Source organism: Streptomyces sp. NPDC059003 (assembly GCF_042740445.1).
In the GTDB taxonomy this organism is placed as follows: domain Bacteria; phylum Actinomycetota; class Actinomycetes; order Streptomycetales; family Streptomycetaceae; genus Streptomyces.
Map to the genome: position 1 here is coordinate 1 of NZ_JBHYJH010000107.1, position 26,874 is coordinate 26,874.

The window sequence follows — 26,874 nt, forward strand, 5'->3', positions numbered from 1 at the left end:
GCGCCCCCCGGCGCCCCGCCCCCCGCCCCCGCGCCCCCGCCCCGCCCCGCCCGGCCCCGCCCCACCCCGCTCACGCCACCACGCGATCCCCCGCGCTCACGCCATCAGGTGATAGCCGGGAAAGTTCCCCGGCGGCCGCTCCCCCGCCGCCCCCTGGGTCACAGCCCGTACGAGGAGCTCACCGCCGACGAACGCGCCGCGCCAGGACGCGCCGAACCCGCCGAACAGCTCCTCGCGGTCCCCGCGGGAACGGGGCGTGCCGCGTCCCACCTTGAAGGCGCGGATCTGCGGCGCCAGCCGGTCGTACGTGTCCGGGTCGTCGGTGGACAGGGTGGCGACCAGGGCGCCGTTCGACGCGTTCATGGCGGCGAGCAGCTCGGCCTCCGTGTCGACCAGGACGATGGTGTCGACCGGGCCGAACGGCTCCGCGTGGTGCAGCGGTGAGGACGGCGGCGGCGCGAGGAGCGTGACTGGGTACATGTACGCGGAGGTGTCCTGCCCGGGCAGGAAGCGGTCGCTGTCGGGCGCGCCCCGGTGGAGGGGGACGGCGCCGCGGTCGACGGCCTCCGCGACCTGGTCGGTGAGCTCCTTGGCCTTGGCCGCGTTGATGAGCGGTCCGAAGTCCAGCTGCGGGAACGGGTCTTCGGGGTGCTCGACGGCGAGCGGGTGGCCGACACGCACGGTGCGTACCGCGGGCAGGTACGCGGCGAGGAACGCGTCGAACAGCTCGCGCTGGACGACGAAGCGCGGGTAGGCCGTGCAGCGCTGCTTGCCGTAGTCGAAGAGCTTGGGGACGAGCGCGCCGAGCGCGTCCCAGTCGCTGTAGTTCCAGATGCCCCAGGTGTTGAGTCCTTCCTGTTCGAGGATGTGTCGCTTGCCGAGGTCGGCGACGGCCGTGGCGACGGCGGCGCCGGTGTCCCGGCCGCCGACGAAGGAGACGCAGCCGATCTCCGGTGCACGCACGAGCGCTTCGGACAGCTCGCCGCCGCTGCCGCTGACGAGGGTGACGGGAATGCCTTCGCGAGCGATGAGCGCACTGGCCAGGGTGAGACAGGTGACGCCGCCGTCGGTCGGGGTCTTGGCGATGACCGCGTTTCCCGCAAGTGCCTGTACCAGCATTCCGTGAACGAGCACGCTCATCGGATAGTTCCAGCTCGCGATGTTCGATACCGGACCGTCCAGCGGTGACCTGCCGACGGCCATCGCGTCGATGCCGTCGACGTACCAGCGCACGCCGTCGACGGCCCGGTCCACGTCGGCCAGTGCGAGCCGCCAGGGCTTGCCGATCTCCCAGACGAGCAGCAGGGCGAGCAGGTCCCGGTGCGTGCCGAGGGCGTCGAGGGCCGCGGCGACGCGGGCCCGCCGCTCCGGCAGGGGGAGGTGGCGCCAGGCACGGTGCTGGTCGAGCGCGGCGCGCACGGCCCGCCGTGCGCCGGCGTCGTCCAGTCGCGGCGGGCCCGCGATGGGGCTCGCGTCGACGGGGCTGGTGGCGGGCAGGGGGCGGCCGTCGGCCTGCCAGCGGCCGTCCCACAGGTTCAGGACGCGGTCGTCGCGGAAGGCCTCGGGCGCGGCGGCGAGGCAGCGCCGCCAGGCATCGGACCAGGCCGTTCCGGCTTTGAGGACGCGGGTGTTGAGGCCGGTGGATGTCATGGGGTCACCCCCTCCGTCGTCTCAGGCCGCGCGTCCACCGCGGGGTCCCGTCCGATCCGGTCACGTACGAGCCGCGCGGTCCCGCTCGGCGTCGCGCCCACCCGTACGCCGGCCGTCTCCAGGGCGTGCTGCTTGGCCCGCGCGGCGCCGGACGAGCCGGACACGATGGCCCCGGCGTGGCCCATGGTCCTGCCCTCGGGGGCGGTGAACCCGGCGACGTAGGCGACGACGGGTTTGGTCATGTGCTCCTGGACGTAGGCCGCCGCGCGTTCCTCCGCGTCGCCGCCGATCTCACCGATGAGCACGACGAGTTCGGTGTCGGGGTCGGCTTCGAAGGCGGCGAGGCAGTCGATGTGGGTGGTGCCGATGACGGGGTCGCCGCCGATGCCGACACAGGTGGAGAAGCCGATGTCACGGAGCTCGTACATCAGTTGGTACGTGAGGGTGCCGGACTTGGAGACCAGGCCGATGCGGCCCGGCTTGGTGATGTCGGCGGGGATGATGCCGGCGTTGGACTGCCCCGGGGTGATCAGGCCGGGGCAGTTGGGGCCGATGACGCGGGTGCCGCGCTGACGTGCGTACGTGTGGAAGGCGACGGAGTCGTGCACGGGGATGCCTTCGGTGATGACGACGGCGAGGGCGATGCCCGCGTCGGCGGCCTCCATGACGGCCGCCTTGCTGAAGGCGGGCGGCACGAAGAGGACGCTGACGTCCGCCCCGGTCGCATCGCGCGCGTCGCGCACGGAGCCGAAGACGGGGACGGCGCGGTCGTCGAAGTCCACCGTGCGGCCCGCCTTGCGGGGCGTGACGCCGGCGACGACGTCCGTGCCGGCCGCGAGCATGCGGCGGGTGTGCTTCATGCCCTCGGCGCCGGTCATGCCCTGGACGAGGACCTTGCTCTCCTTGGTCAGATGGATCGCCATGTCCGGCTCCTCAGGCGGCGGGTGCTGCGTGGGCGAGTTCGGCGGCGCGGCGCGCGGCGCCGTCCATGGTCGTGGCCTGCTCGACGAGCGGGTGGGCGCGCGCGTCGAGCAGGGCGCGCCCGCGCGCGGCACTGTTGCCGTCGAGCCGGACGACGAGCGGTTTGGTCAGGCGTACGGCCTCCAGGGCCGCGATGATGCCGTCGGCGACCGCGTCGCAGGCGGTGATGCCGCCGAAGACGTTCACGAGCACGGAGGTGACGGACGGGTCGGCGAGGACGACCGCGAGGCCGTCGGCCATGACCTGGGCGGAGGCGCCGCCGCCGATGTCGAGGAAGTTGGCGGGCCTTGCGCCGCAGCCCGCGACGACGTCCAGGGTCGACATGACGAGGCCCGCGCCGTTGCCGATGATGCCGACCTGTCCGTCCAGCTTGACGTAGTGGAGCCCCTTGACGGCCGCGGCAGCTTCCAGCGGGTCCTCGTACGCCGTCTCCTGCGCGCGCCACCGTGCCTGCCGGAAGCGGGCGTTGTCGTCGAGGGTCACTTTTCCGTCAAGTGCGAGGATGTCTCCGCTCGTGGTCCGCACGAGCGGGTTGACCTCGACGAGCAGTGCGTCCTCGCGGCTGAGGACCTGCCACAGTCCCGCCAGGGTGGCGGCGGCTTCCTCGGGCAGCCGGGCGGCCGCGGCGATCTCGGCGGCCTTCGCCCGGGTGACGCCCACGGCGGGATCCACGGGGACGCGTACGACCGCTTCGGGGCGGGTGGCGGCCACCTCTTCGATGTCCATGCCGCCCTCGGCGGAGGCGATCGCGAGGAAGCGGCCCGCCGAGCGGTCCAGTGCGTACGAGACGTAGAACTCGCTCTCCGTAGAGATGGGTTCGGCCAACATCACCGTACGGACGGTGTGGCCCTTGATGTCCATGCCGAGCATCTGGCGTGCCGTCAGCTCGGCGGCGGCCGGGTCGGCGGCGAGTTTCACGCCGCCCGCCTTGCCCCTGCCCCCGGTCTTCACCTGCGCCTTGACGACGACGCGGCCGCCAAGGCGCTCGGCGCACGCGCGTGCCTCCTTGGCTGTGTCGGCGACCTCGGCGCGTGGCACCAAGATGCCGTACTCCTCGAAGAGTTCCCTTGCCTGGTGCTCGTACAGGTCCATGTCCGGCTCCTGTCTGAAAAGTGCCACACGCCCCCTGGACACCACTCACCGGATGCGGGATAACAGGCTTCATACAGTATTCGTCGACTGTATGCAATGTACTGCGAGGGCGCCACGATCGCAGCGAGCGCCCTCCAACTCCCCTACGAAGGGACAGGACTTCGCCATGGCCGACGACGGCAGCGACACCAGCCACACCCACATCTCCGGTGGACACCTGGTCGCCAAAGCACTCAAGGCGGAGGGTGTGGAGGTCATCTACACCCTCTGCGGCGGCCACATCATCGACATCTACGACGGCTGCGTCGACGAGGGCATCAACGTCGTCGACGTACGCCACGAACAGGTCGCCGCGCACGCGGCCGACGGGTACGCGCGGATCACCGGCACACCGGGCTGCGCGGTGGTGACGGCCGGCCCTGGCACCACCGACGCCGTCACGGGCGTCGCCAACGCCTTCCGCGCGGAGTCCCCGATGCTCCTGATCGGCGGCCAAGGGGCCCATACCCAGCACAAGATGGGCTCACTGCAGGACCTGCCGCACGTCGACATGATGACGCCCATCACCAAATTCGCCGCGACCGTGCCGGACACGGCGCGCGCCGCCGACATGGTGTCCATGGCCTTCCGCGAGTGCTACCACGGCGCCCCGGGGCCGTCCTTCCTGGAGATACCGCGCGACGTGCTCGACGCGAAGGTGCCACGGGAGCAGGCACGCGTCCCGCGCGCGGGGCACTACCGCGCCTCGACCCGCTCGGCCGGCGACCCCGAAGCCGTCGAGAAGCTCGCCGACCTCCTGGTGCACGCCGAGAAGCCCGCGATCCTCCTGGGCAGCCAGGTGTGGACGACCCGGGGCACCGCGGCCGCCATCGAGCTCGTCCGCACCCTCAACGTGCCCGCGTACATGAACGGCGCGGGCCGCGGCACCCTGCCGCCCGGCGACCCGCACCACTTCCAGCTCTCCCGGCGGTACGCCTTCTCCAACGCCGACCTCATCGTCGTCGTCGGAACACCCTTCGACTTCCGCATGGGGTACGGAAAACGGCTCTCTCCGGAGGCGACGGTCGTCCAGATCGACCTCGACTACCGCACCGTGGGCAAGAACCGCGACATCGACCTCGGCATCGTGGGCGACGCGGGTCTCGTCCTGAAGTCGGTCACCGAGGCGGCCTCCGGGCGGCTCAACGGCGGCGCGTCCCGGCGCAAGGAGTGGCTCGACGAGCTGCGGGCCGCCGAGCAGACCGCCGTCGAGAAGCGCCTCCCCCACCTGCGGTCCGACGCCTCCCCCATCCATCCGTACCGCCTGGTCGGCGAGATCAACGACTTCCTCACCGAGGACTCGATCTACATCGGCGACGGCGGCGACATCGTCACCTTCTCCGGACAGGTCGTCCAGCCCAAGTCGCCCGGCCACTGGATGGACCCCGGACCGCTCGGCACGCTCGGCGTCGGCATCCCCTTCGTGCTCGCCGCCAAGCAGGCGCGCCCCGACAAGGAAGTGGTGGCCCTCTTCGGGGACGGCGCCTTCAGCCTCACCGGCTGGGACTTCGAGACCCTGGTGCGCTACAACCTCCCCTTCGTCGGCATCGTCGGCAACAACTCCTCCATGAACCAGATCCGTTACGGCCAGCGGGCCAAGTACGGCGCCGAGCGCGAACGGATCGGCAACACCCTCGGTGACGTCCACTACGACCAGTTCGCCCGGATGCTCGGCGGCTACGGCGAGGAGGTCACCGACCCCGCCGACATCGGCCCCGCCCTGCGCCGCGCGCGGGAGTCCGGCAAGCCCTCGCTCATCAACGTATGGGTCGATCCGGACGCGTACGCCCCCGGAACCATGAACCAGACCATGTACAAGTGAGGTGCTCTGCCATGGCTGACACGGCGACCGACAAGGCAACCAAGGCGCCCAAGGCGCCCAAGGCGCTCCAAGGAATCCGCGTCCTCGACATGACGCACGTCCAGTCCGGACCCTCCGCCACCCAGCTCCTCGCCTGGCTCGGCGCCGACGTGGTGAAGCTGGAGGCCCCGACCGGCGACATCACGCGCAAGCAGCTGCGCGACCTGCCGGACGTGGACTCGCTGTACTTCACGATGCTCAACTGCAACAAGCGGAGCATCACCCTCAACACCAAGACCGGGCGCGGCAAGGAACTCCTCACCGAGCTGATCCGCCGCTCGGACGTGCTGGTCGAGAACTTCGGCCCGGGCGCCGTGGACCGCATGGGCTTCACCTGGGAGCGCATCCAGGAGATCAATCCGCGTATCGTCTATGCCTCCATCAAGGGGTTCGGCGAGGGTCCGTACACCAGCTTCAAGGCGTACGAGGTCGTGGCTCAGGCCATGGGCGGCTCGATGTCCACGACCGGCTTCGAGGACGGGCCGCCGCTGGCCACCGGTGCGCAGATCGGGGACTCGGGCACCGGCATACACGCCGTCGCGGGGATTCTCGCGGCGCTGTTCCAGCGGGAGAACACCGGGCGTGGGCAGCGGGTCAACGTGGCCATGCAGCATGCTGTGCTCAACCTCTGCCGGGTGAAGCTGCGCGATCAGCAGCGCCTGGCCCACGGCCCGCTTGCTGAATATCCTAACGACGACTTCGGCACGGAAGTTCCCCGGTCGGGAAACGCGTCCGGCGGCGGCCAGCCCGGCTGGGCCGTCAGGTGCGCGCCCGGCGGGCCCAACGACTACGTGTACGTCATCGTGCAGCCCGTCGGCTGGCGGCCCCTGACCGAGCTCATCGGCCGCCCCGAGCTCGCGGAAGACCCGGAGTGGGCGACGCCCGAGGCACGGCTCCCCCAGCTCACCAAGATGTTCCAGCTCATCGAGGAGTGGTCGTCGACCCTGCCCAAGTGGGAGGTCCTCGAGCGCCTGAACGCGCACAACATCCCGTGCGGCCCGATCCTGTCCACCAGGGAGATCATCGAGGACGCCTCGCTCGCCGCCAACGAGATGGTCGTCGACGTCGTCCACCCGGAACGCGGCACCTTCAAGACGGTCGGGTCGCCCCTGAAGCTGTCCGACTCCCCCGTGGACGTGGTCACCTCGCCGCTGCTCGGCGAGCACAACGAAGAAGTGTTCATCGGCGAGCTCGGCCTGGGCGACGAGGAGCTGCGCCTGCTCAAGTCGAACGGGGTGATCTGATTGCCGGCCGAAGACCGTATCGAGCGGGTCCGCGCGCTGCTCGACTCCGTGCGCGCCGACGGGCGTACGTCGTTGACGGCGCCGGAGGGCAAGGTCCTCGCGGACGCGTACGGCATCGCCGTGCCCGGTGAGGAGCTCGCCCGGGACGTCGACGAGGCCGTGGCGTGCGCGGCGCGCTTCGACGGACCCGTCGTCATGAAGATCGTCTCCCCGGACATCCTGCACAAGACCGACGCGGGCGGCGTCGTCGTGGGTGTGGCGGGCCCCGAGGAGGTGCGCCAGGCGTTCCGCCGGATCGTCGACAACGCGCGCGCGTACGCGCCCACCGCGCGTGTCGACGGCGTACAGGTGCAGGAGCTGCTGCCGTCGGGGCCCGCCGCGCGGGAGGTGATCGTCGGGGCGGTGACCGACCCGACGTTCGGGAAGGTCGTCGCCTTCGGGCTCGGCGGTGTCCTGGTGGAGGTGCTCAAGGACGTCACGTTCCGCCTTGCGCCGGTCGACGCCGACGAAGCGGTGTCGATGCTCGACTCGATCAGCGCGGCCGAGGTGCTGCGCGGGGTGCGCGGCACACCAGGGGTGGACCGGTGGGCGCTCGCGGAGCAGATCCGGTGCGTGTCCCAACTGGTGACGGACTTCCCCGAGATCGCGGAGGTCGACCTCAACCCGGTGATCGCAACCCCGGAGGGTGCCCTCGCCGCTGACGTCCGTGTCCTCCTCTCCGAAGAGGCACCCCAGGAGCGGCACACCTACACGCGAGCGGAGATGCTCGCGTCGATGCGGCGCCTGATGCAGCCCCGCTCCGTCGCCGTCATCGGTGCCTCCAACGAGCCGGGGAAGATCGGCAATTCGGTGATGCGGAACCTCATCGACGGCGGCTTCCCCGGTGAGATCCACCCGGTGAACCCCAAGGCCGATGACATCCTCGGCCGCAAGGCGTACCAGAGTGTGACGGACGTCCCTGGTGAGGTGGATGTGGCGGTCTTCGCGATCCCCGCGAAGTTCGTCGCACGCGCCCTGGAGGACGTCGGGCGCAAGGGCATCCCCAATGCGGTGCTCATCCCCTCCGGGTTCGCCGAGACCGGGGAACAGGCTCTCCAGGACGAGATCGTGGCCATCGGCCGCCGCCACGGCGTGCGGCTGCTCGGGCCGAACATCTACGGCTACTACTCGACGTGGCAGGACCTGTGTGCCACGTTCTGCACGCCGTACGACGTCAAGGGCGGCGTGGCGCTCACCTCCCAGTCCGGCGGCATCGGCATGGCCATCCTCGGCTTCGCCCGCACTACGAAGACGGGTGTTTCGGCGATCGTGGGGCTCGGCAACAAGTCGGACCTCGACGAGGACGACCTGCTGACGTGGTTCGGCGAGGACCCCCACACCCAGTGCATCGCCATGCACCTGGAGGACCTCAAGGACGGGCGGGCCTTCGTGGAGGCCGCACGCGCCACCGTGCCGAAGAAGCCCGTCGTGGTCCTCAAGGCGGGCCGTACCGCCGCCGGTGCCAGGGCGGCGGGCTCGCACACGGGCGCCCTGGCGGGCGACGACGCCGTGTACGACGACATCCTGCGCCAGGCGGGTGTGATCCGCGCTCCGGGGCTCAACGAGATGCTGGAGTACGCGCGGGCGCTGCCCGTGCTCCCGACACCGAAGGGCGACAACGTCGTCATCATCACCGGCGCGGGCGGCTCCGGGGTGCTCCTGTCCGACGCCGTGACGGACAACGGCCTGCGCCTGATGGAGATCCCGGACGACCTGGACGCCGCCTTCCGGAGATTCATCCCTCCGTTCGGCGCCGCGGGCAACCCGGTGGACATCACCGGGGGCGAGCCGCCGTCGACGTACGAGGCGACGATCCGGCTCGGTCTGGAGGACCCGCGCATCCACGCGCTCGTCCTCGGCTACTGGCACACCATCGTCACGCCACCCATGGTCTTCGCCGAGCTGACGGCGCGCGTGGTCGCGGAGTTCCGGGAGCGGGGCGTGGACAAGCCCGTCGTCGCATCCCTCGCGGGCGACATCGAGGTGGAGGAGGCCTGCCAGTACCTCTTCGGTCGGGGCGTCGTGGCGTACCCGTACACCACGGAGAAGCCGGTCGCGGTGCTCGGCGCGAAGTACCGGTGGGCCCGGGCCGCGGGGCACCTGGGGGGTGGTCGATGAGGTGACCGGCGCAGGGGCGGCCGACGGTGCGCGTCGGCCGCCCCGGAACCCGCGCGCGCACGAAGGACCGGACAGGGGGCGCTGGCCAGCTCTTTCGAACGCAAGGGGTGCAACTCCACGATGACAACCACCGACACCACTGATCCATCGACATCCGTCCCCTACAGGGAGGTGACGGACCGCAACGGCCGCCTGTACCGCATCGGTGAGAGCGACCGGGACATCATGGGCCGGCCGCGCTGGACCATGGTGCTGTTCCCGTGGCTGGGCATGCTCGGCATCAGCTCGTCGGAGTACGCGTTCACCTCCGCCGAGGACACCCTGCACGACGCGCACCTGTGGAGCAGCGGACACATCTTCTGGCTGATGGGCGTCTGGGTGTTCTTCCAGGCCGCCGTCGCCTTCCCGGCCGGGCAGCTGCGTGAGAGCGGGAAGCTGCCCGCGCGGTACGCGATGCTCCTCGGCGCGGCCGGCACGGTCATCGGCTATCTCGCACTCGCGTACGCGCCGCACGTGACCGTCGCGTACATCGGCTTCGGCATGTTCAGCGGCATCGGCGCCGGCCTGGTCTACGCGACCTGCGTGAACATGGTCGGCAAGTGGTACCCCGAGCGCAAGGGCGGCAAGACCGGTCTGGTGAACGGCGGTTTCGCCTATGGCTCCGTGCCCTTTGTCTTCCTCTTCACGTCGTACATGGACCTGAGTAACTACCAGGGCGTCCTGATCTTCGTGGGCGTCGTCTGCGCATCGGTCGTGGCGTGCGCCGGATGGTTCTTCAAGGACCCGCCCAAGGGCTGGTGGCCGCCGGACGTCGATCCCCTGAAGGTGTCCGACGACCCCCGCATCCGGCGTGCTCTGGAGAAGAACCCGCCCGCGGTCAAGCAGTACACCCCTGGGGAGGCGGCCCGTACTCCCGTGCTCTGGATGATGTGGTTCTGTCTGCTGTGCACGGCCGGGATCAATATCTTCGGGATCGCCTTCCAGGTGCCGTTCGGCAAGGACATGGGGTTCGCCGGCGGCATCGTGGCCACGGCCATGTCCCTGAAGGCCATCGTCAACGGCACGGGCCGCGGCGTGATCGGCTGGATCTCCGACCGCTGCGGGCGGCGCAACACGCTCATCATCGTCTGTCTGGTCCTCGGCACGGCGCAGTTCGGCGTCCTGGTGTCGGGGTCCATGGGCAGCATGCCGTTCTTCCTGTTCTGCTCCATGGTCTCCGGGTTCGGCGGCGGCGCGATCTTCCCCCTGTTCGCCGCGATGACCGCGGACTACTTCGGAGAGAACAACAACGCCACCAACTACGGCATGGTCTACAGCTCGAAGCTGATCTCCGGACTCGTCGGCTCCGGCATGGGGGCCGTCGTCGTGGACGCGTGGGACTACGAGGGCGCGTTCGTCATCGCCGGCTGCATCGGCATCGGCTCGGCCGTGCTCGCGCTGTTCCTGAAGTCGCCGGGCAGGCCCCACGCCCGGCGCGTCATACCCAACCCGCACCCCCTAGGCGAGGAGATGGCTTGACATGACGGCGGAGCCCTTAGCCGAACGCGGCGCGTCCGGCCGCGCGGACGCGTCACACCGCAGGTACCGGGAGGTCACGGACGCGCGCGGCCGCGTCTACCGCGTCGGCGAGAGCGACCGGGAGATCCTCGGCCGCCCCCGCTGGACGATGGTGGTCCTCCCCTGGGTGGCCATGATCGCCATCAGCGTCTTCGAGTACGCCTACGGAGCGGCCGAGGACACCCTGTCCGCGGCGCACCACTGGACGTCGTCCAACACCTTCTGGGTGCTGAGCATCTGGATCTTCTTCCAGGCGGGCGTGTCCTTCCCCGCCGGGAAGCTGCGCGAGAAGGGCATCCTGACCAGCCGGTCCGCGATGCTGACGGGGTCCGTCCTGTCGCTCCTGGGCTTCGTGAGCCTCAGCCACGCCCCGAACGTGGCAACGGCGATGGCCGGCTTCGGGCTGCTCGGCGGTGTCGGCTCGGGGCTGATCTACTCGACGTGCGTGAACATGGTCGGCAAGTGGTACCCGGAGCGGCGCGGCGGCAAGACAGGCTTCGTCAACGGAGGGTTCGCCTACGGAGCGGTGCCCTTCATCTTCCTGTTCTCCTACGGCTTCGACACCTCCAACTACCGCACCGTCCTGGACCTCGTCGGCTTCTACGTCCTGGCCGTCACCCTGGTGGCCGGGCTGTTCTTCAAGGACCCGCCGAAGAACTGGTGGCCCTCGGACGTCGATCCGCTGCGGCGCGACGGTGCCGGACGCACGGCCGTGGCGCTCGCCAAGAACCCGCCCGCGGTGCGGCAGTTCACTCCGGGGGAGGCGCTGCGCACCGGAGTCGTGCCGCTGATGTGGGTGTGCATGCTGTGCTGCGCCGGGGTGTCGATCTTCGGGATCTCCTTCCAGGTGCCGTTCGCCAAGGAGATGGGTTTCGGCCCGCTGATCGCGGCGTCCTCGATGGGCGTCATGTCGGTGATCAACGGCACGGGGCGCGGTGTGGTGGGCTGGCTCTCCGACCGCCTGGGGCGGCAGCGCACCCTGACGTACGTCTGTCTGGCGCTCGCAGCGGCGCAGTTCGGTGTCCTGTGGGCGGGCGAGATCCGCAACCAGCCGCTGTTCCTGGTCTTCGCCTTCCTGTCGGGCTTCGCGGGCGGCGCGTTCTACCCCCTGTTCGCCACCCTGGTGCCCGACTACTTCGGAGAGAACAACAACGCCTCCAACTACGGCATGGTCTACAGCGCGAAGCTGGTCAGCGGTCTCTTCGGCGGCGGCCTCGGCGCGATGGTCGTGGACTCCTGGGGCTATGTGGGCGCCTACATGACGGCCGGCGTGGTGTCGCTGGTCGCGGCGGGTCTGTCCTTGCTGCTGCGGCAACCGGGGGCACCACGCGCGCGTGGAGCAGTGGCTTAGCGCTCCCGGGCTCCGGGCGGCCGGTTCGAGGGAGGGGGCCTTCCGCCGACGTGGACGTCATGTGCGTCCGGGACGTCGCGGCGGATGGCCCCTCCTCCGGTGCTGGCCCCCGGCCTCCTGCCTGTGCCCCGCCTCAGTCGCCGCAGCGCTCCCGCAGCGCGTGCAGATGGGCACTGGACTTGCGGGCGAACGCGAAGGACTCGACCGGACTGTCGTGCTCGGCCTGCCAGTGGTGGTAACGGCGGCCTCCGTGCGTGCGCGATGCCACCTTGGACAGGAACCTCTTGTAGTCGATGTCGCCGTCGCCGACGTCCACCATGCGGTAGCCGTCGCGCGTGGAGTCGTCGCGTATGCCGTCCTTCACGTGGAACAGCGGGTAACGATGCGGCCGCTTGAGGACGTAGTCGAGCGGCTCGAACGGGCGCGGTGTGCCGTCGGCCTGCTTGCTGAAGCGGAACTTCGCCGCGTACGCCCAGTAGATGTCCATCTCCAGGTACACGAGGTCGGGGTCGGTCTCGGCGAGCAGCACGTCGTAGAGGCGGACGCCCGGCTTGTCCGTGGCGAACGAGAACTCCTCGGCGTGGTTGTGCTGGTAGAACTTCATGCCGCGCGCCCGGGCGGCCTCGCCGTACGTGTTGAAGTCCTCGGCGGCGCGCTTCCACGCGTCGACGGTCGTCCCGTAGCGGAACGGGCCTGACGCGGTGCCGATGTGCTGGAGACCGAGGGCCTGGGCGTCGTCGAGCACCTTGGTGAGGTTCTGCGCGAACGTGTACGCGTTCGGGTTGCCGTTGTCGTAGTAGCCGACGTGGCTGCCGATCGGGTTCAGGCCGTGCTCGCGGGCGAGCCGCTTGAGCTGGGCGAGCGTGATGGGTCCGGCGGAGCCCTGGGTGTATCCGGCGAACTCGATCTCGTCGTAGCCGTACTTGCGCAGCTCGGCGAAGACCGTGGCGAATCCGAGGGTGGAGACCTTGTCGCGCAGGCTGTACAGCTGGACGCCGAGGCGGCCCGGCGGCAGCACGGGACGGCCGCGGCCCTTGTCGCCAGGACGGTCGGAGGCGGCCGGGGACGCGGCCGCCGGGGACGCTGTGACGGCTGTGCCGGTGAGGGCCGCGGCGGTGGCGCCCGCGGCGACGCCGAGGATGCCGCGCCGGCTGAGTCTGTGGGCGAGTTCGGGGTCGTCGGGCGTGGGATTGCGGCTCATCTGGGTCTCCCGGGAAAGGGGCGGTGGGGTCGTCACGGCCGTGCCGGCAGTGGGGCAGGGACGGATCAGGGATGAGTCAGGGATGGGTTCGAAAAACGGATCAGGGCTGGATCAGGGACGAGCCCTGATGGCCTCGCCCGTGCGGTCTGGTTGAGTGGAGATCACGCGGAACACGGCGGCCGGACGGCGCCGCGGTCCGCGTCGCGGGACTCATCGCAGTCCCGCGAGTTCGAGCAGCAGCGACTTCACATCGGTGGCCGCGACGCGGCCGGTGACTGCGCGGGGGGTGGAGCACACGATGAGCGGACCTTCGTCCTCGCTCGTGGGAAGGCGGCCATGGCTGCCGCGAATAGGTGACGGATCCAGGGGCACGACCGCCATGCGGTAGCGCATGCCGAGCTTCTTGCGGGCCAGGGCGCCCGCGGCCTTGAGCCGGACGTAGGGGTCCTGGGGGTCCATGAAGAGCTCGACCGGGTCGTAGCCGGGTTTGCGGTGGATCTCGACGAGCTGGGCGAAGTCGGGCGCGCGGGCGTCGTCGAGCCAGTAGTAGTACGTGAACCAGGCATCCGGCTCCGCCACGGCGACGAGCTCGCCCGCGCGGGGATGGTCCAGGTGGTGGGCCTTCTTGCCCTCGTCGTCCAGGAGCTGCTCGATGCCGGGCAGGTCCTGCAGGGCGGCGCGGGTGGCGTCCATGTCCTCGGGGCGGCGCACGTAGACGTGGGCGATCTGGTGGTCGGCGACGGCGAATGCGCGCGAGGCCATGGGGTCCAGGTACTCCATGCCGTCCTGGGTGTGCACGTCGAGGAGTCCGGCGCGGCGCAGGGCGCGGTTGATGTCGACGGGACGGCTGACACGGGTGATGCCGTACTCGGACAGGGCGACGACGGTGCGGCCTTCCGCCTCGGCGTCGGCCAGGAGCGGGGCGAGGACCCGGTCCAGGTCGGCGGCGGCTCGATGGGAGCGCGGGTCGTCGGGGCCGTAGCGCTGCAGGTCGTAGTCGAGGTGAGGGAGGTAGCACAGGGCCAGGTCGGGGTGGCGGGTGGCGATGATGTGCCGCGTGGCGTCGACGATCCACCGGCTGGAGACGATGTCCGCGCCGGGGCCCCAGAAGTGGAACAGGGGAAAGGTGCCGAATTTATCGGTGAGTTCGTCGTGCAGGGCCGCCGGGCGGGTGTAGCAGTCGGGTTCCTTGCGGCCGTCGGCGTAGTAGACGGGGCGGGGGGTGACGGTGATGTCGGTGTCGGCGCCCATGGCGTACCACCAGCAGATGTTGGCGACGCTGTAGCCGGGGTGCGCGCGGCGGGCGGCGTCCCAGAGTTTGTCGCCCGCCACCAGGCCGTTGTGCTGGCGCCACAGCAGGACGTCGCCGAGCTCGCGGAAGTACCAGCCGTTGCCGACGATGCCGTGCTCGGCCGGGGTGGTGCCAGTGAGGAAGGTCGACTGGGCGGCGCAGGTGACCGCGGGCAACACCGTGTCCAGAGGGGCCTGGGAGCCCGACGTGGCCAGGGCGGTCAAGCGCGGCATATGGGCGAGCAGTTGGGAGGTGAGGCCGACGACGTCGAGGACGAGCAACGGGGTGGGCTGTCCGGGAGCGGGAGGTGTCATGGCAGTTCCTTCAGACCGAGATCCGTCAACAGGTCACGGGTGAGGGTGAGTTCGGCGGCGATGCCGTCGGCGAGCTGGGGGCGGGCGCGCGGGCGCAGCTCGGGTGGGAGGGCCTGCCAGGTGTAGGTCTCGACTTCGAGGTGGCGGGTGCGGGGGTGCGGTCCGCCGACGAGCCGGGCGAGCGTGTCCTTGAGGACGGGGAGCGTGGAGGTGAGCGGGGGGACGGGCGCCGCGTGCAGCGGCACATGGAAGTGGGAGCGCCAGGGCGCCGTGTCCGGCAGGGCGTCGGGGGCGAGGGCCTCGCCGAGGTCGTCGATGCCGCGCAGGGCGGTGGCGACGAGGGTCCCCCCTGTCCGGGTGCCGCCGGGGTCCTGGGACAGGGTGCGGGTCTGGTGCAGAAAGCGGGGCTCGGCGAAGGCGGCGAGCGCCGCGCGGACTTCGGGGAGGTGGGGGTGTTCGGCATGGAGGGCGGCGGACAGCTGGGACTTGACGACGGGGATGCCGGCTGTCGCGAGCGCGTCCAGGGCGGTGTGCGGGTCTTCGAAGGAGGTGGCGAGGTGACAGGTGTCGACGCAGATGCCGATGCGGTCGTGGCCGACCGCGGTGAGGGGTGCGATGGCGTCCGCGGTGGTCTCCACCGTGCAGCCTGGTTCGGGTTCGAGGCCGACGCGCAGGCTCTTCCCGGTGAGTTCGGCGAGCGCGTCGAGGCGTCGGCCGAGGGTGGTCAGGGCGTTGTGGGCCGCTGCGGCGCGGTCGGCGTCGAAGGCGGTGCGCCAGGCGAGGGGAAGGGTGGAGATGGTGCCCTCGGTGACGTCGTCGGGCAGCAGCTGGGCGAGGACCCGGGCCAGGGCGGAGGTGTGGGTGAGGCGTTCGGGGTCGGCCCAGTCCGGCTTGTAGACGCGGTACTTGACCTCCGCGGAGCCGAATCCCTCATACGGAAAGCCGTTGAGGGTGACGACCTCGAGTCCGCGCCGGTCGAGTTCGGTGCGCAGGCCCCGCAGTGCGGCGGGGTCGGTGACCAGGGCGTGCGCGGCGTCCTTGGCGAGCCACAGGCCGATGCCGAGCCGGTCACGGCCGAGCCGTCTGCGGACGGGTTCGCAGTGGTCGCGGAGCTGGGCGAGCACACCGTCGAGGGTCTCGGCCGGGTGGACGTTCGTGCAGTAGGCGAGGTGGACGGTCGACCCGTCGGGGTGGCGGAAGCGCATGGCTCACGCACCGCCGCGCAGGATGGAGTTGCCCTCGTGCGTGGCGGCCGTGTCGGTGACGTCGAGGGCGAGGCGGCCGCTGAGCCCGTAGAAGGCCACGGGGTTGCGCCACAGGACCCGGTCGACGTCGTCCTCGTCGAACCCGGCCGCCAGCATCGCCTCGCCGACCTTGCGGGTCTTGAGCGGATCGCTCTTGCCCCAGTCGGCGGCCGAGTTGACCAGGACCTTCTCCGGCCCGTAGGTCCGCAGGACCGCGACCATCCGGTCCTCGTCCATCTTGGTGTCGGGATACACGGAGAAGCCGAGCCAGCAGCCCGCGTCCTTGGCCTCCTTCACAGTGGTCTCGTTGAGGTGGTCGATCAGGACGTGGTCCACCGCCAGGGCGGACTCCTGGACGACGTCCAGGGTGCGGCGCAGGCCGGTGAGCTTGTCGCGGTGCGGGGTGTGCACGAGCGCGGGCAGCTCGTGGTCGGCGGCGAGCTCCAGCTGGGCGGCGAGCGCCGCATCCTCCGCCGGTGTCATGGAGTCGTAGCCGACCTCGCCGACGGCGACGACGTTGTCCTTGACGAGATACCGGGGCAGCAGGTCGAGGACGGGCGTGCAGCGCGGGTCGTTCGCCTCCTTGGGGTTGAGCGCGATCGTGCAGTGATGCGCGATGCCGTACTGGGCGGCGCGGAAGGGTTCCCAGCCCAGGAGCGCGTCGAAGTAATCCACGAACGACGCGGGCGAGGTGCGGGGCTGTCCCAGCCAGAAGGCGGGCTCGACGACGGCGCGCACACCCGCGGCGTGCATCGCCTCGTAGTCGTCGGTGGTGCGGGAGGTCATGTGGATGTGGGGATCGAAGATGCGCATCAGGACTCCTGCTCCTCGTGGTCGTCCTCGCCGGTGGACGTCGTAGGGGCGGTCACGACGGCGACGGCGGACGCCGGGGCTCGGCGGTCCGGGGGCTCCGGTGGGACGGCCAGGGCGAGGACGCGGTGCAGATCGCCGGGAACGGCGCGACCTGCGGCGGTGCGTTCATCGGCGTAGTCGGTGAGCATCCGGGCCAGCTCGGCGTCGCCGAGGGCACGGCGCTCCAGGTCGGCGACTGCCTCCACGGGGACGCCGGTGAACAGGCACTTGAGGACGGCGTGCCGCCACTCGTGCGGAGGGAGGTGCGCGGCGCCGTAGGGGCCGAGCGCGGCGGCGACGAGCCGGGTGTCATTGGTGCGCAGGGCGTCCTCGACCAGCGGCAGCGCGGTCGGTCCTGGCACCAGGAGGGCCAGGGCACGCAGGACCGCGCGGCGTTCGGCCGCGGTGCCCTGTTCGTAGAGCCGGGTGAGGGTGGCCGTGTCGGCGCGGGCGGCGTGCAGGAGGAGCAGGCGGGCGGCGTCGGCGTGCTCGGGACCGCAGCGGCGGCCCGCTTCGGCGAAACGCAGCTCCCAGGCCGGGGTGGCGGACCGGACCGCTGGTGCGGGCTCGGCGGACGTTGCGGAGGCGGCGGCAGCTTCGGCCGTGGCTTGGTCGAGCCAGGCCCGGGCGGCGCCGCCGAGGGTGGTGTCGAGGCGGGAGTGGAGGTCGGCGACGTCAGGGGTGTCGGTCACGACGTTCCTCCTTGGGATGAGGCGGATGAGGCCTCGCGGACCGTCGGCGGGGTGGTGGACAGGCCGGAGGTGAGGCGGACGGAGGTGGGATCGCCGGGCGGGGGCACGGGGGTGTGCGCGAGGGCGGCGGCGCGGTGGAGGAAGTCCACGGACTCGGCCGCGAGTTGGGGACCCGCGTGGGAGTGCCGGGGCAGTTCGACGACGGTCAGGCCCTGGTAGCCGGTGTCGGCGAGAGCGCGGAGCACGGGCGGGAAGTCGATCTCACCGTCGCCGAACGGCAGGTGTTCGTGGACGCCGCGGCGCATGTCCTCGATCTGGACATGCCGTAGCCAGGGAGCGGCGGCACGGACGCAGTCGGCGGGTGAGTCGGGTTCGAGGCACTGGCAGTGGCCGATGTCGAGGGTCAGGCCCAGGAGTTCGGGGTCGCCGAGAACGTGGCGGAGGTGGTGGAAGTCGGCGAGGGTGGCGAGGAGGTGACCGGGTTCGGGTTCGACGGCGAGGGGCACGTGGGCGCCGGAGGCGGCGTCGAGGACGGGAACGAGCGCGTCGGTGAGGCGCTGCCAGGCAGTGGCCTCGGGGGTGTCGTCGGGGGTGATGCCGCTGAAGCAGTGGACGGCATGGGCGCCGAGGTCCGCGGCGACCTGGACGGCGCGGACGAGGAGGCGGACGCGGTCGGCGCGGCGGTCCGGGTCGGGGTCGAGCAGAGAGGGGCCGTGCTTGCGGCGCGGGTCGAGTACATAGCGGGCGCCCGTCTCGACGGTGACCGTCAGGCCGAGCTGGTCCAGGCGGCGGGCCACATGGCGGGTGCGGGCGGCCAGATCGGGGGCGAGCGGGTCCAGGTGCATGTGGTCGAGGGTGAGACCGACGCCGGAGTAGCCGAGGTCGGCGAGGAGGCCGAGGGCGTCGTCGAGACGGAGGTCGGTGAGGCCGTTCGTGCCGTAGCCGAAGTGGAGGGGGGTGAGGGCGCCTTGGGAGCGGGGCGCGCCTGGGGCTGTCGGAGTGCCCGGCGGAGGGAGTGCGCTCACGTGATGCTCACCTTCCTGGCGAAGCGGCGGGCCGCCGGGGCGAGGGCCGCCATCAGCAAGGCGGTACCGAAGGCGCCGGACCGGGCGGCGAGTGCGGCCTGGAGAGGGATCAGCGCGCGGATGCCCCCTCCGACGGCGCGCTGGGTCAAGGGAGGTGAGGGGTTGAGGGCGGCGTGGAGATAGGTCCGGCCGGCGGTGGCGGCATAGGTCAGGGCGAGGGCCGTGCGGGCCAGGTCGCGGGTGGTGTGGGGTGCGGCCGGGTGGACGGCAGGGGTTGCGGCCGGGTGGATGCCGGTGCGGCGGATGGTGCCCGGCAGGCCGAGGCTGGCTGCCGACCGTCGGCCTGCCGGGAGAGGAGGTGGCGGGAGAGGTCCGTCCGGTGCCGGGCGAGGGCTGCCGCCGAGGCGTCCGTCCGGTGCCGGGCGGGGAACGGGGCGCGACATCGCGTGGGTGAGGGCGAGTGTGGTGGCCAGGGCGCCCAGTGGGGCGACGGTGGATCCACCCTGGGTCTCGTGACGGGAGACCGAGGTGACGGCGAGGGTGTGCACGGCAAGGGTCGCGGCTGCAGGTAGAGCGGGGCTGAGTCGCCCGGGGTGGGAACGGGGCGTCGGGGCGATGCGGTCGCCGCCCACCGTTGACGCTGCCGCTCCCCCTGCGGCCTTCCCAGCCCTCCCCGCGGCCTTCCCGGAAGCCTTCCCGGAAGCCTTACCGACGACCTTCCCGGTGGCCGTTCCAGTGGGCTGTCCCGTCACCGTCGCCGTAGCGCCGAGCAGCAGGTCGAGGCCTCTGGCTATGGCCATCGTCGACGGGCCCAGGCGGGTGTGTTTCAGGCCGAGGTCGTAGGCCCAGACCGTGCCCGCGAGGGCGGTGGCCACGGTCAGGGCGGGGCGGCCCGCGCGGGAGGCGAGCGCCAGGCCCGTCGCGGTGAGGGCGGCCGCGGCGGTGAAGGCGGCCGTGGGGCTGATGCGGCCGGACGGGATGGGGCGGTGGGGGCGGTCCACGGCGTCCTCGGCGCGGTCGGCCCAGTCGTTGAGGGCCATGCCGGCTTCGTACAGGCAGAGAGAGGAGGTGAGGGCGAGGAGGGTTCCGCGCCCGGAGCGCAGGCCGGTCGCGGCGGCACCGGCCAGGGCGTCGCCGGGGACGGTGAACAGGGCGGGAACGCGCAGGAGTTCGGCCCAGGCGCGGACTCGGGCAGGGCCCCCGGCGCGGCCCCGGTCGGCGGGGTCGGGGCCGGGAGCGGAGCCGGGGGCGAAGGCGGGGGCGAAGGCGGGGGCGAAGGCGGGGGCGGTATTGGCAGCGGAGGAAGAAGTGGGGCCGGTGCTGGGTCCGGAACTGGAGTCGGGGGCGTCGGCCCGGCGGCCGCGGGTCGGCTTCGCGTCGCCCTCGCCCCTCGGCCCGACCAGTCGTGGCCAGCCCCACCGCCCCCACCGGCCCGCCCGCACCGCTCCGACCCGACCCGTACGCACGCCGCTCACGCCCCGCTCACCCCGCCCCGCAGCCGCGTCCCGAACCCAACCAGGGCCGCGTACTGCTCCGCGAGGGCAGAGGTGGCGCCGGGGTCGGGGTCCTTGAAATAGAAGGCGAGTTGAGGGAGGGGGCCGGTGAGGCCGCGTTCGTGGGCGCGGGCGAGGAGGCGGGCCAGGTCCAGGACCAGCGGGGCCGCGAGCGCCGAGTCGCAGCCCTGCCAGGTGGTCTGGAGGGTCATGCGGGTGCCGAGGAAGCCGTCGAAGGCGATGTGGTCCCAGGCCGTCTTCCAGTCGCCGAGTGCGGGGACGTCGTCGATGTGGACCTCGCCCTGGGGGGTCGTGCCGAGGGTGTCGGCGAGGACGCGTTCCTTGCCGGCGTTCTTGGCGGCGGCCGCGGCGGGGTCGGCGAGGGCGGCGCCGTCACCGCCGCCGAGGAGGTTGGTGCCGGACCAGGCACGGACGGCGAGAGCCCGCTGGGCGAACATCGGGCCGAGTACGGAACGGAGGAGGGTCTGGCCGGTCTTGCCGTCGCGGCCCGCGTAGGGGAGTCCGGACAAGGCGGCGAGGGGAGCGAGGGTGGGGTGGTGCAGGCCTGTTGAGGGGGTGAAGTTGACGTACGGACAGCCCGCGCGCAGCGCGGCCGCGGCGTACAGGGAGCTGGGCGGAAGCCGATCGCCCTCGCGCGAAGCCGGGGCGCCCGGCGCACCCGGCACCCCCAGCGCACCCGGCGCACCCGGCGCACCCGGCGCACCCGGCGCACCCAAGGCACCAGAAGCACTCAGCGCACCCGAAGCCTCGGAGACCCCCGAGACCCCCGAGACCCCCGAAGCCCTCGACCCCGAAGCCCCTGACACGCCCGAGACACCCGAGACACCCTCGGCCCCCGCGACGCCCACAGCACCCACAACACCCACAACGCCCTCAGCACCCGAGACACCCGAGCCCTCCAAGGCACCCCCAGCCCCCGAGCCCGCCGGACAGCCCAAACCCCTCGTGCCCTCCGAACCCCTCATGCCCTCCGAACCCCTCGTGCCCGTGCCCCCCAAACCCCCCAAGGCCCCCGCGCCAGAAACCGGTTCGGTCGAGGCCACGTTCAGCACCACCGCCCGGGCCAGTCCGCGGCGGTGGATGAAGTCGGTGATCTCCGTGGCGAACGCGGTGATGAGTTCCTCGTCGGTGCGGGTGTCGCCGGGGAGGGGGCCGCCGGTGCGGATCTCGGCGTCGGCGGCGGTGAGTTCGGCGTGCACGGCCGTGGGGAGGTCGTGCGGCAGGACGCCGCCGGCGGCGAGGTGTTCGGCGCGTTTGGGCAGCGGGCAGGCCACGGTGTCGTGGCCGCCGAAGACGAGGGACGACAGGGCGGGCAGTCCGGTGTCCGCGAAGGGAGGTGTTTCGGTGACCATGCCGGTGGGCGGGTGCAGGCCTGCCGTCATCGCCGCGCAGCCCGCGACGGCCGTCGTCGCGACGGACCCGCGGGCGCCGATCAGCCACACGCCTGTGGGACCCGCGCTTGCAGTACTGGACACGGCTGCCTCCTGTCGTTCACGCAACGCTCGGTCGTCCCCCGCGCCGGGCGAGGGAGGGAAGACGGTGGGCGGAGGTCCGGCGTCCTCCGCCCACCGTCGCTCAGGGGGCGCCGTCCGGGGACGGGCGCCCGGCAGCGGGCAGGTCCTTGATCCGGATGTCGCGGAAGGTGACCTGGTCGTCGGATCCGTGGTTCTGGATGCCGATGTGGCCGTCGCGCAGGCTCCGGGCGGGGTCGGTGTTGGTGTAGTCGTTGATCAGGGTGCCGTTGAGGTGGATCCGCAGGCGTTCGCCCTCGACGCGGATTTCGTAGGTGTTCCACTCCCCCGGCGGGTTGAGGGCCTTGTCGCGCGCCGCGAGGTCGGCGGACTTGAATCCGTAGACCGCGCCGGTCGTCTTCTCGGGGACGTCGGTGGCGTCGATCTGGATCTCGTAGCCGTTGTTGACGGCCGACCAGGGGTCGTCGGAGGGCGGGAAGCCCACGAAGATCCCGGAGTTGTCGTCCTTGTCGCTCCCGGTCATCTTCCAGTCGAGCTTGAGGGAGTACGAGCCGAAGGAGCGGTCGGCGTACCAGAGCAGGCCCATGCCGCCGACGGTGGTGATCGTGCCGTCGTCCTTCAGGGCGAAGGAGCCGGGTCCTGCCTGTTTCCACTTCGCCAGGGACGCCGCGGTGCCGTCGAAGAGGGGGCGGTAGCCCCGCTCGGGGCGGCAGTCGGCCCGGGCGGCGCCGATGGCGTAGCGGATGCCGCCGAGGAGGTGCCGGCGGAAGGCGGGGTCGGCGTAGGACTGCTTGGTGTGGCCGCCGCCGGTGTAGAAGGCGCGGCCGCCCTGGTAGGTCTGGCACCAGGCGATGGGATGGTCGCCGCTCATCGTGCCGCCGCTGTACGACGACTCGTCGAGGGAGGCCAGGACGCGGGCCCGGTCGCGCGGGTTGGAGCGGTAGTTGTACCACTCGTCGGTGCGGTCCCAGCTCGCGCCCAGGTGGGCGGTGGCCGGGTGGGCGTGGTCCTCGACCTTGATCTTCGCGGGCTGGATCGCCGGGTGGGACTGGAAGTAGGCGCCCGCGAGGCCGCCGTAGAAGGGCCAGTCGTACTCGGTGTCGGCGGCGGCGTGCACGCCGACGTAGCCGCCGCCCGCGTGGATGTAGTCCTCGAAGGCGCCCTGCTGGGTGGTGTTCAGGACGTCGCCGGTGGTGGAGAGCCAGATGACGGCGTCGTAGCGGGCGAGGTTCTTGCGGGTGAAGGCCGCGGCGTTCTCCGTGGCGTCGACCGTGAAGCCGTGGGCGGCGCCCAGGTCCTTGACGGCCGCGATGCCGTCGGGGATCGAGTCGTGGCGGAACCCGGCGGTCTTGGAGAAGACGAGGACCCGTTCGCCGTCCTTGCCGTGGACGGGGCGGTCGGGGCCCGGCTCGGAGGACGCCGGTCCCGACGCGCAGCCGATCAGCAGGGTGGCGGCTGCCGTGGCGACGACGAGCCGTGCGCGTGCGCGCATCGCGGTACCCCTCTCTCAGCTCGTGGTGAAGGTGAAGTCGTCGACGTCGAACAGCGCGCCCGTGCCCGTGCCCTTGAAGACCAGGAAGAGCGTCGTGGTCCCGGCGGGCGCACCCGTGAGGGCGGTGCTGACGTCCGTGAACGTCTCCCAGCCGCCGGTCGGATCGACCTTGGCGCTGCCCAGGAGCGTGCCGTCCGCGGCACCGGCCCGTACCTCCAGGGTGCCGCCGGACCCGGCCGACGCGACGCGTGCCGTCAGCTTCGTGGCGTTGTTCAGGAGGTACGGCTTGAAGGAGACCCAGTCGCCGTTGTGGATGTCGCCGACCGTCTTGCCGCCGTGCGCCGGGGTGTGGCTGATGATCGACACGCCTTTGGAGTCGCCGTAGTGCTCGCCCTGGCGGTGCCTGGTCTGGGTGACGCTCTGGTCGTGGGTGGTCAGCGGGGGCTGGCCGTTCGCGCCCTTGTCGGTGTACTCGGCGTCGAAGACCCCGAAGATGTTGGCGTTCGGGTCGTGCTCGCCGTCCGCGGACGTCTGCAGGGTGCCCGCGCAGCCGTTGGCGGAGGTGACGGGGTGGCCGTGGCTGTCGTGGCCGAGGATGTGGGTGACCTTGACCTTGGCGCAGTCGACGGGCCCGGCGGCGCCGTCCTCGGGGTCGGTCACGGTGACCTTGAACGGCACCTTGTCGCCGAAGGTGAACAGCTGCCCGTTCCCGGGGAGTTCGAGCTTCACGGTCGGTGCGGTGTTGCCGACGGTGACGTGTGCGCTGGCGCTGCCGGTGCGGCCGGAGGGGTCCTTGGCGGTGACGGTCGCGGTGTACGTGCCGTTCTTCTCGTACGTGTGCGCGGGGTTCTGCTCGGTGGACTTCGCGCCGTCCCCGAAGTCCCACGCGTACGTCAGCGCGTCACCGTCGGCGTCCGTGGCCTTGGCGGTGAACTGGGTTTTCAGGGGTGCCTGGCCGCTGGTCACGGTCGCGCTCGCGTCGACGACGGGCGAGTGGCCGCCGGTGGCGTTCTCGATGCGGTACAGGGCGGAGTTCTGGTCGCCGTTGAAGTAACCGGTGCCGTAGTCGAGGACGTACAGAGCGCCGTCCGGGCCGAACGCCATGTCCATCACCTGGGTGCCCTTCCACGGGAAGGCGTTGATGGACTTCACGGTGCCGTCCGCGCCCTGGTCGATGCGCTTGATCCAGCGCCGCCCGAACTCGCCCGCGAAGTAGTTCCCGTCGTAGGCCTTGGGGAACTTCACCGGCGAGTTCAACCCCGCGTCGTACCGGTAGACGGGGCCGCCCATCGGCGACTCCGAGCCGGTGCCGAACTCCGGGACCGAGCCGCCGTCGTAGGGAATCCACGCGGGCTGCGCGGCGGGCAGGGCCTTCAGTCCGGTGTTGCGCGGGGACTCATTCCTCGGCGCCGCGCAGCTGAAGGCGGAGCCGGAGGCGCCGGTGGCGAAGTCGTAGTCGATGTACGCGTCGTTCTTGCCGGTGCAGTACGGCCAGCCGTAGTTGCCGGGCTTGGTGACGCGGGCGAACTCGACCTGTCCGGCCGGGCCGCGCTTGGGGTCGGCCTTGCCCGCGTCGGGGCCGTAGTCGCCGACGTACACGATGCCGGTGGGCCTGTCGACGCTCATCCGGAAGGGGTTGCGGAAGCCCATCGCGTAGATCTCGGGGCGGGTCTTCGCGGTGCCGGGCGCGAAGAGGTTGCCCTTGGGTATGGCGTACGTGCCGTCCTGCCTGACCTTGATGCGCAGGATCTTGCCGCGCAGGTCGTCGGTGTTGGCCGAGGTGCGCTGGGCGTCGTAGGCCGGGTTGCGGGTGGCGCGCTCGTCGATGGGCGTGTAGCCGTCGGAGGCGAAGGGGTTGGAGTCGTCGCCCGTCGACAGGTACAGGTTGCCCTGCTTGTCGAAGTCGATGTCACCGCCGACGTGACAGCAGATGCCCCGGTTCGCGGGCACGTCGAGGACCTTCTTCTCGCTGGCCTTGTCCAGCGTGCCGTCGGCCTTGAGCACGAAGCGGGACAGGCGGTTCACGCCGTCGAACTTCTTGAAGTCCGCGGCGGTGCCGTCGTTCGGGGCGTCGCCCGCGGGGGTGTTCAGGGGCGGGGCGTAGTAGAGGTAGACGGCCCTGTTCTTGGCGAAGCCCGGGTCGATGCCGATGCCTTGCAGGCCTTCCTCGTCGTGCGTGTACACCGGGATCCTGCCGGCGACCTTCGTCTCGCCGGTGGCGTCCGTGCGGCGGACGGTGCCGTCGCGGGACGTGTGCAGGACCGAGCGGTCGGGGAGCACGGCGAGCGTCATGGGCTCGCCCATTTCCGGCTCGCCCTTGGCGAGGGTGACCTGCTGGAAGTCCTCGGCCCTCGGTTGCGGCGCCGCTTGAGCGGTGGTCGGGGGGACGGCGACCGTGAGGGTGGCGGCGGTGAGGAGGGGGGCTGTCAGCAGGGCGAGGCCTCTGCGGGTGCCTCTGCGGGTGCCTCTGCGGGTGCCTGGGCGGGTGCCTGGGCGGGTTCTGTGCACGGGGTCCTCCGGTTGGGGGCCGTGGGGTGCGGTGCGTGGCGCCCGGGGTGCGCCGTCACCCCGGGAGGGTTATGTCCTGTACACATCAGGGACGGTAGCCATGTTTGTCCGGGACGGAAAGCCCTTGTGCGGTCATTGAGTTGGGCTTCTTCTTGGGGGAGGACAAAGTGCGGGTGGGTGGGTCCCTCGCGGGTGCGCCCCAGACCCGCCCCTTTCCCGAAACCATGGGGCTCCGCCCCCTGGGCCCCCGGTTCATCGCGCTGCGCGCTCGTCCTCAAACGCCGGACGGGCTGGATCTGGCGGCAAGATCTAGCCGCCTCCCGGCAGGGCTAGTTCGCGAACGCCGCGTCGAATGATGCCGTCGGCGGGGGGAAGTCGTACGCCTTGAGGCGGGCGAGTGCCTCGGGGGCGCCCTGGAGGCGGTCCATGCCCGCGTCCTCCCACTCCACCGAGATGGGCCCCTCGTACCGGATGGACCGCAGCATCCGGAACACGTCCTCCCAGGGCACGTCCCCGTGCCCCGCCGACACGAAGTCCCAGCCGCGCCGCGGGTCGCCCCACGGCAGATGGGAGCCCAGGCGCCCGTTGCGGCCGTCGAGCCGACGGCGGGCCTCCTTGCAGTCGACGTGGTAGATCCGGTCCCGGAAGTCGTACAGGAAGCCCACCGGATCGAGGTCCTGCCAGACGAAGTGGGACGGATCGAAGTTCAGGCCGAAGGCGGGACGGTGGTCGACGGCGGCCAGGGCCTTGTGCGTGGTCCAGTAGTCGTACGCGATCTCGCTCGGGTGGACCTCGTGCGCGAACCGCACGCCCTGCTCGTCGAAGACGTCCAGGATCGGGTTCCACCGCTCCGCGAAGTCCTCGTAGCCGCGCTCGATCATCGCCTCCGGAGCGGGCGGGAACATCGCCACCAGGTGCCAGATCGCCGATCCCGTGAAGCCGACCACCGTGTCCACGCCGAAGGCCGCCGCGGCGCGCGCCGTGTCCGCCATCTCCGCGGCGGCCCTGCGCCGTACGCCCTCCGCGTCGCCGTCGCCCCAGATGCGCTCCGGCAGGATCGCCCGGTGCCGCTCGTCGATGATCGCGTCGCAGACGGCCTGGCCGACCAGGTGGTTGGAGACGGCCCAGCACTTGAGCCCGTACTTGTCGAGCAGCGCGTGCCGCCCGTCGACGTAACCCGGGTCGGCGAGCGCCTTGTCGACCTCGAAGTGGTCGCCCCAGCAGGCGAGTTCGAGGCCGTCGTAGCCGAAGTCGCGGGCGAGGGAGCAGACCTCCTCCAGGGGCAGGTCCGCCCACTGGCCGGTGAAGAGCGTGAACGAGCGGGACATGTACGGGCC

19 protein-coding genes are annotated in these 26,874 nt (G+C 71.4%); 5 read left to right on the plus strand and 14 right to left on the minus strand.

All coding sequences use genetic code 11. The annotated features are described in order from the left end of the window. Nucleotides 1-96 precede the first annotated feature (96 nt). The 3 genes from ACFWZ5_RS30195 to sucC are packed head-to-tail and all read right to left on the minus strand — an operon-like array spanning nt 97 to nt 3,723. The gene (locus ACFWZ5_RS30195) at nt 97-1,650 is read right to left on the minus strand and encodes an aldehyde dehydrogenase family protein (protein WP_384806610.1); all 1,554 of its coding nucleotides are present in this window, start codon (nt 1,648-1,650) and stop codon (nt 97-99) included. Continuing rightward, nucleotides 1,647-2,573, minus strand: a complete 927-nt coding sequence (gene sucD, locus ACFWZ5_RS30200; RefSeq protein WP_384806612.1) for a succinate--CoA ligase subunit alpha — start codon at nt 2,571-2,573, stop codon at nt 1,647-1,649. Before sucD ends, ACFWZ5_RS30195 begins: the two co-directional genes overlap by 4 nt. 10 nt (nt 2,574-2,583) lie before the next feature. Further along, entirely contained in the window at nt 2,584-3,723 is a 1,140-nt protein-coding gene (gene sucC, locus ACFWZ5_RS30205) for an ADP-forming succinate--CoA ligase subunit beta (RefSeq protein ID WP_384891586.1), read from the minus strand. Between the two features lie 166 nt (nt 3,724-3,889). Between sucC and ACFWZ5_RS30210 the strand changes: the two genes are divergently transcribed. The 5 genes from ACFWZ5_RS30210 to ACFWZ5_RS30230 all read left to right on the plus strand — a co-directional run bounded on the left by ACFWZ5_RS30210 (nt 3,890) and on the right by ACFWZ5_RS30230 (nt 11,932). Further along, complete coding sequence (locus ACFWZ5_RS30210; RefSeq protein WP_384797850.1) at nt 3,890-5,584, plus strand: thiamine pyrophosphate-binding protein; 1,695 nt, start codon at nt 3,890-3,892, stop codon at nt 5,582-5,584. An 11-nt stretch (nt 5,585-5,595) separates the two neighbouring features. Further along, complete coding sequence (gene frc / locus ACFWZ5_RS30215; protein WP_384797847.1) at nt 5,596-6,867, plus strand: formyl-CoA transferase; 1,272 nt, start codon at nt 5,596-5,598, stop codon at nt 6,865-6,867. Beyond that, nucleotides 6,868-9,024, plus strand: coding sequence for an acetate--CoA ligase family protein (locus ACFWZ5_RS30220; RefSeq protein ID WP_384797844.1), 2,157 nt, complete (start codon nt 6,868-6,870; stop codon nt 9,022-9,024). A gap of 120 nt (nt 9,025-9,144) precedes the next feature. After that, complete coding sequence (locus ACFWZ5_RS30225; protein WP_384797841.1) at nt 9,145-10,542, plus strand: OFA family MFS transporter; 1,398 nt, start codon at nt 9,145-9,147, stop codon at nt 10,540-10,542. A 1-nt stretch (nt 10,543) separates the two neighbouring features. Then, entirely contained in the window at nt 10,544-11,932 is a 1,389-nt protein-coding gene (locus ACFWZ5_RS30230) for an OFA family MFS transporter (protein WP_384797838.1), read from the plus strand. Nucleotides 11,933-12,065: 133 nt separating this feature from the next. Here the strand turns inward: ACFWZ5_RS30230 and ACFWZ5_RS30235 are convergent, their stop codons facing one another. The 11 genes from ACFWZ5_RS30235 to ACFWZ5_RS30285 form a co-directional block, all read right to left on the minus strand. Then, nucleotides 12,066-13,133: a sugar phosphate isomerase/epimerase family protein gene (locus tag ACFWZ5_RS30235; RefSeq protein WP_384797835.1), complete on the minus strand. Its 1,068-nt coding sequence runs from the start codon at nt 13,131-13,133 to the stop codon at nt 12,066-12,068. A gap of 210 nt (nt 13,134-13,343) precedes the next feature. Further along, entirely contained in the window at nt 13,344-14,738 is a 1,395-nt protein-coding gene (locus ACFWZ5_RS30240; protein WP_384797832.1) for an alkaline phosphatase family protein, read from the minus strand. Further along, the gene (gene eboE, locus ACFWZ5_RS30245) at nt 14,735-15,943 is read right to left on the minus strand and encodes a metabolite traffic protein EboE (RefSeq protein WP_384797829.1); all 1,209 of its coding nucleotides are present in this window, start codon (nt 15,941-15,943) and stop codon (nt 14,735-14,737) included. Before eboE ends, ACFWZ5_RS30240 begins: the two co-directional genes overlap by 4 nt. A 3-nt stretch (nt 15,944-15,946) precedes the next feature. Continuing rightward, nucleotides 15,947-16,795, minus strand: a complete 849-nt coding sequence (locus ACFWZ5_RS30250; RefSeq protein ID WP_384797826.1) for a TatD family hydrolase — start codon at nt 16,793-16,795, stop codon at nt 15,947-15,949. Then, nucleotides 16,795-17,526 carry an EboA domain-containing protein gene (locus tag ACFWZ5_RS30255; protein ID WP_384797823.1) on the minus strand — a complete coding sequence of 244 codons (732 nt, stop codon included), beginning with the start codon at nt 17,524-17,526 and terminating at the stop codon, nt 16,795-16,797. The genes ACFWZ5_RS30250 and ACFWZ5_RS30255 overlap by 1 nt, the downstream gene beginning before the upstream one ends. After that, nucleotides 17,523-18,551, minus strand: coding sequence for a sugar phosphate isomerase/epimerase family protein (locus ACFWZ5_RS30260; protein ID WP_384797820.1), 1,029 nt, complete (start codon nt 18,549-18,551; stop codon nt 17,523-17,525). Before ACFWZ5_RS30260 ends, ACFWZ5_RS30255 begins: the two co-directional genes overlap by 4 nt. Next, nucleotides 18,548-20,026: an SCO3242 family prenyltransferase gene (locus ACFWZ5_RS30265; protein ID WP_384797817.1), complete on the minus strand. Its 1,479-nt coding sequence runs from the start codon at nt 20,024-20,026 to the stop codon at nt 18,548-18,550. Before ACFWZ5_RS30265 ends, ACFWZ5_RS30260 begins: the two co-directional genes overlap by 4 nt. Continuing rightward, nucleotides 20,023-21,540, minus strand: coding sequence for an inositol-3-phosphate synthase (locus ACFWZ5_RS30270; protein WP_384797814.1), 1,518 nt, complete (start codon nt 21,538-21,540; stop codon nt 20,023-20,025). The genes ACFWZ5_RS30265 and ACFWZ5_RS30270 overlap by 4 nt, the downstream gene beginning before the upstream one ends. 100 nt (nt 21,541-21,640) lie before the next feature. Continuing rightward, nucleotides 21,641-23,029, minus strand: coding sequence for a ThuA domain-containing protein (locus tag ACFWZ5_RS30275; RefSeq protein ID WP_384797811.1), 1,389 nt, complete (start codon nt 23,027-23,029; stop codon nt 21,641-21,643). A 15-nt stretch (nt 23,030-23,044) separates the two neighbouring features. Beyond that, nucleotides 23,045-25,537: a PQQ-dependent sugar dehydrogenase gene (locus tag ACFWZ5_RS30280; protein ID WP_384797808.1), complete on the minus strand. Its 2,493-nt coding sequence runs from the start codon at nt 25,535-25,537 to the stop codon at nt 23,045-23,047. A 329-nt stretch (nt 25,538-25,866) separates the two neighbouring features. After that, nucleotides 25,867-26,865, minus strand: a complete 999-nt coding sequence (locus ACFWZ5_RS30285) for a sugar phosphate isomerase/epimerase family protein (RefSeq protein ID WP_384797806.1) — start codon at nt 26,863-26,865, stop codon at nt 25,867-25,869. Nucleotides 26,866-26,874: the final 9 nt, after the last annotated feature.

Excerpts from the sequence above, each read along its gene's own strand:
- ACFWZ5_RS30195 (WP_384806610.1), bottom strand. The coding sequence starts at position 1,650 with ATGACATCCACCGGCCTCAACACCCGCGTCCTCAAAGCCGGAACGGCC.
- sucD (WP_384806612.1), bottom strand. The coding sequence starts at position 2,573 with ATGGCGATCCATCTGACCAAGGAGAGCAAGGTCCTCGTCCAGGGCATG.
- sucC (WP_384891586.1), bottom strand. The coding sequence starts at position 3,723 with ATGGACCTGTACGAGCACCAGGCAAGGGAACTCTTCGAGGAGTACGGC.
- ACFWZ5_RS30210 (WP_384797850.1), top strand. The coding sequence starts at position 3,890 with ATGGCCGACGACGGCAGCGACACCAGCCACACCCACATCTCCGGTGGA.
- frc (WP_384797847.1), top strand. The coding sequence starts at position 5,596 with ATGGCTGACACGGCGACCGACAAGGCAACCAAGGCGCCCAAGGCGCCC.
- ACFWZ5_RS30225 (WP_384797841.1), top strand. The coding sequence starts at position 9,145 with ATGACAACCACCGACACCACTGATCCATCGACATCCGTCCCCTACAGG.
- ACFWZ5_RS30230 (WP_384797838.1), top strand. The coding sequence starts at position 10,544 with ATGACGGCGGAGCCCTTAGCCGAACGCGGCGCGTCCGGCCGCGCGGAC.
- ACFWZ5_RS30235 (WP_384797835.1), bottom strand. The coding sequence starts at position 13,133 with ATGAGCCGCAATCCCACGCCCGACGACCCCGAACTCGCCCACAGACTC.
- ACFWZ5_RS30240 (WP_384797832.1), bottom strand. The coding sequence starts at position 14,738 with ATGACACCTCCCGCTCCCGGACAGCCCACCCCGTTGCTCGTCCTCGAC.
- eboE (WP_384797829.1), bottom strand. The coding sequence starts at position 15,943 with ATGCGCTTCCGCCACCCCGACGGGTCGACCGTCCACCTCGCCTACTGC.
- ACFWZ5_RS30250 (WP_384797826.1), bottom strand. The coding sequence starts at position 16,795 with ATGCGCATCTTCGATCCCCACATCCACATGACCTCCCGCACCACCGAC.
- ACFWZ5_RS30275 (WP_384797811.1), bottom strand. The coding sequence starts at position 23,029 with ATGCGCGCACGCGCACGGCTCGTCGTCGCCACGGCAGCCGCCACCCTG.
- ACFWZ5_RS30285 (WP_384797806.1), bottom strand. The coding sequence starts at position 26,865 with ATGTCCCGCTCGTTCACGCTCTTCACCGGCCAGTGGGCGGACCTGCCC.